Here is a 3,734-nt window from a genome sequence, read left to right as displayed (position 1 = left end):
GTCCAGCATGGGCCCGGCCAGGCCGGCCGCTTTTGCGCGTTCCAGGTCCAGGGTGTTGGCTGTTTGCAATGGTTCGATCTGGCTGCGCAGCAAGCTGGCCAAACCCAAAAGCGCTCTGTTTTTGATAGCTGCTTGCGCCCGTGCCATAAGGGCGGAAGCTACTTTTGCCTGTGAACCCATGGCCTGCATCAGGTCCGAGACGTCGCTGCGGGCAGCCAGGGCGGTGGGGGAGTCGGGCGCGTTCATCCTGCCATTTTGCCTCTAATCATGGCTGGGAGCCTGTCGGGCTTGGGGCGTCGAAAGCGAAAATCGGCTCCAGCGAGGACAGTTTTTGCAGGGTTTGCAGGCCCATAGCCCAGCTATGGGACAAAAAGACGGCGAAAAATGGACCGCTGCGGTCGATTTGCAGCCGACGATTCCCAAGTCCGACAGGCTCCTGGAGATCAGTTGCCGGAGCGAACACCGCGGCGCTGCATCATGTCCTGGCTCATGGCCTGTAGGGCTTGCGTCGTCAGCACCACCTGCGCAGCAGGGTAGGCAAGACGGTCTTCGTCCGCCAGGTGCCGTTCGTACAGGCCGGCGAAGTGGTCCAGTGCCGCCGTCTGGGTCGCAGTCAGCGCAGCCCCATCAGCCACCGGACTCTCAGCGATCTCGTGCAGCGCGCTGCGCGCCGGGGGCCAGGCCGTATCCATGTCCCGGTGGTCCTGTAAAAGGCGCTGCACCAGGGTGCGCAGGCCGGCATCCGGCCCGGCCAGCAATGGCGGGAACACATGCCGCTCTTCATCCTGGTGATGCAGCGGTGCGGCAAGGTCGAAGTAGCGCATCACATCACGTGCCGCCTGGCGCGCAGACTCGTCACGGCCGTGTTCAAGCAGGTGCTGCTGCAGGCGCGCCAGCAGCACGAGCATGCGTTCCACCCGCTCATGGCAGGCGGCCAGCATGTCGAAAGGCGCCTCGAATCCGGCACCCGGTGCATGCACGCCGGGCAAGGAAGCAGGCCGCGTGACCCGGCGCACCATGCCCATATCAGCCGAACTGCACGGGCTGACCCTGCGGGTCAAACGGAATAAACGCCCCGATCTGGCCCTGCTTGATGGACTCGACCATGCGCTGCAGTGGTTCTTCCGCATCTTCGGTGGTCGGCGCACGGTTCACTGAGCCCGACATGRCCGCGGCAAACACCAGGCCCCAGTTGTGGCCGAACTGGCTGGACTCCTGCACCAGGGCGGCAAACGAACTCAGGTCCTCCGGGCGCTTGTCGACACACATCAGCGGGACCAGCGCGCCGCCCTGGCCGGCCTCAAAACGTTTACGTTGCGCCGGGGTGCTGTCCTCGGGCAACTCAACACCGGTAAATACAAACAGCAGGCGCTGCGGTTCGGGTTGCGCGCGGGCGGCCTGCAGCAGGTCGTCAAAACTCAGAATGTCCATGGCTTGATCCAGTCACAGGAATTAAAAGGAATCCGCCGGCCCGGATCCCGGTGCGGCGCTGTCGGCAGAAAGGCTGCTTACAAAATCAGAAGGCACCGGCCTCAGGCGGGCGGGCTTGCGCGACTGGGCGGTGCCCATGCTGACAAAACACAGGGCATATTCACCGCCTGCCAGGCCAAACAGCCGGCGCAGCCCCCCGGACTTCAGCGCCTTGCCGCTGGTCAGTGACGAACCATAACCCAGGGCCGTGGCCATGAGCAGCATGTTCTGCACCGCACAGCCGGCCGAGACCAGGCGTTCAGCCAGGTCGATCCCGGCATCACCACACGCGCCATCGACCACGACCAGCATGAGCAAAGGGGCGCGGTGCGCTTTTTCGCGCGCCTGCGCAAGCTGTTCAGGGGTGGCTTGCGGGTCGCGTTCGACCAGCGCCGCACCGAAGACCGCGGCCAGTTGCGCGCGTGCCGCCTGCGGCACCAGCACAAAGCGCCAAGGCAGAAGCTGGCCATGGTCGGGCGCCGTGGCAGCGGCTCGCAAGATCATGTCGAGCTGCTTCGCATCGGGACCGGGTGCTACCAGCCGCTTCGGCAAAATGGTCTGGCGCGATTGCATGAGGGCTGCAGCCAACTGCGCCGGGTCGACGTCGGCCGCGGCGACTGCAGAGGGCTGACCGGGAAAGGCGAGCAGATTCATCAGTTCGCTTTCAGCTGGAGCGCTTATCGGCGTAAGGCTGATCCGCTCGCTTATTCACCCACACACTCCCAGATGGCCGCACTGGGTGCAATAGTCGCACCCATCCTTGCGGATCACGGCATGGGCACCGCATTCGCCGCACTTCTTGCCCGCCATCACCGGCGGGGCAAGCGCCATGTCAACCTGCGGCTCCACCACGGGTGTTGCCCCGGCAGCATGCTGCCCGGCCCGCCGCGCGATGATGTTCTGCACCGCATAAGCAATGGCCGCCACTTCAGAGTCGTGCCATAACGGAACACGCGTGCCGTCGGCCTTTTCGTAGGTTCCCAGCCGCACCGGGCCGCGGTCCCAGGCCACCTTGCGCATGTCGCTGAGCGCACGCTCAAGAAAACCACCGCGCGCGGCCAGCGAAAGCATGCGCATGCTGGAGGTGATCCACTGCTGCGACTCGCCGCTTTGTCCCACGGGCATGAAAAATTYGATCGCACGCTCGACCGTGCCATCCCCCATGGCGGCCGGCACAGGCAAAAAGGACACCACGATATAGAGCGTCTTGCGCCCTTCCTGGGTCCAGTAATCCACTTTTTCCGCCACCGCCGACAACGCGCCCTTGGGCCGGCTCTCGATCACCGTGCGCATTGGGTCCACAGCGGGCGCGGCGGCCGGCATGGCCGCGGGGTCCGCATGGGTTTCCAGAACCGAACCGAGAATGGCGTTGGGCCGGTAGGTGGCCAGGCCCTTGAGTTTTGCGCGCCAGGCCTGCTGGTACAGGCCCTTGAAGTCTTCGTAGGCGTAGTCCGCCGGCACATTGACGGTTTTGGAGATCGCCGTGTCCACAAACGGCTGCACCGCTTCCATCATGCCAATGTGGCTGTCTGCCGACATCTCCAGCGCCGAGACAAAGTAACCAGGCAACTTGTCCACGTCACCGCCAAGTTCGCGGTACAGGCGCCATGCATGGTCTTCCACGGCGTACTCGGTGGTGCTGCCGTCAGACTCACGTTTCTTGCGCCGGTACATCCAGGAAAACGGCGGCTCGATGCCGTTCGATGCATTGTCGGCAAAGGCCAGGCTGACCGTACCGGTGGGTGCAATTGAGAGCAGGTGACTGTTGCGGATGCCGTTCGCGCGGATGGCCTGCTGCAAGGCGGCAGGCAGCCGGCTGGCAAAGGTCCCTGCAGCAAGGTAGCCCTCGACATCGAACTTCGGGAACGCGCCCTTTTCCTTCGCGAGTGCCACCGAAGCCGCGTAGGCAGCATCGCGCATGCTCACGGCAATGCGCGCGGCCATCTCGCGTCCCTCGGGCGCGTCGTAGCGCAGGCATAGCATGGCCAGTGCATTGCCCAGCCCGGTGAAACCGACGCCAATACGGCGCTTGGCGGCGGACTCGGCCTGTTGTTGCGGCAGGGGCCAGAAGGTGACGTCCAGCACGTTATCGAGCGCACGCACCTGGGTCGCCACTGATTTCGAGAAGGCTTCGAAATCAAAGGCCGGCACGCCGTTGAAGCCAAAGGGGTGGCGCACAAAACGCGTGAGGATGATGGGCCCGAGGTCGCAACAGCCATAGGGTGGAAGCGGTTGCTCGCCGCAGGGATTGGTCGCTGCGATGT

Annotated in this window: 3 protein-coding genes and 2 pseudogenes; all 5 read right to left on the bottom strand. The window is 64.4% G+C overall.

Annotated elements, in window-relative coordinates; genetic code table 11:
• Positions 1-189, bottom strand: a pseudogene (locus AC1DWI_RS16435) (gamma-glutamyl-phosphate reductase); the annotation flags it as partial.
• Positions 190-443: 254 nt separating this feature from the next.
• Entirely contained in the window at positions 444-1,025 is a 582-nt protein-coding gene (locus AC1DWI_RS16430; protein WP_477668753.1) for a hemerythrin domain-containing protein, read from the bottom strand.
• Between the two features lies 1 nt (position 1,026).
• Positions 1,027-1,431, bottom strand: coding sequence for a ribonucleotide reductase subunit alpha (locus AC1DWI_RS16425; RefSeq protein ID WP_477725226.1), 405 nt, complete (start codon positions 1,429-1,431; stop codon positions 1,027-1,029).
• 21 nt (positions 1,432-1,452) lie between these two features.
• Positions 1,453-2,124 (bottom strand): nitroreductase family protein, encoded by a 672-nt coding sequence (locus AC1DWI_RS16420; RefSeq protein WP_477668755.1) that lies wholly within the window; start codon positions 2,122-2,124, stop codon positions 1,453-1,455.
• Between the two features lie 54 nt (positions 2,125-2,178).
• Positions 2,179-3,734 (bottom strand): annotated as a pseudogene (locus AC1DWI_RS16415) (LAGLIDADG family homing endonuclease); the annotation flags it as partial.

The organism is Polaromonas sp. P3_C2, assembly GCF_056402675.1.
Note: the sequence above shows the minus strand (reverse complement) of the source record. Positions and strands in the feature narration are given on the sequence as shown.

Coding starts and splice junctions, on each gene's coding strand:
- AC1DWI_RS16430 (WP_477668753.1), bottom strand. CDS start 1,025: ATGGGCATGGTGCGCCGGGTCACGCGGCCTGCTTCCTTGCCCGGCGTG.
- AC1DWI_RS16420 (WP_477668755.1), bottom strand. CDS start 2,124: ATGAATCTGCTCGCCTTTCCCGGTCAGCCCTCTGCAGTCGCCGCGGCC.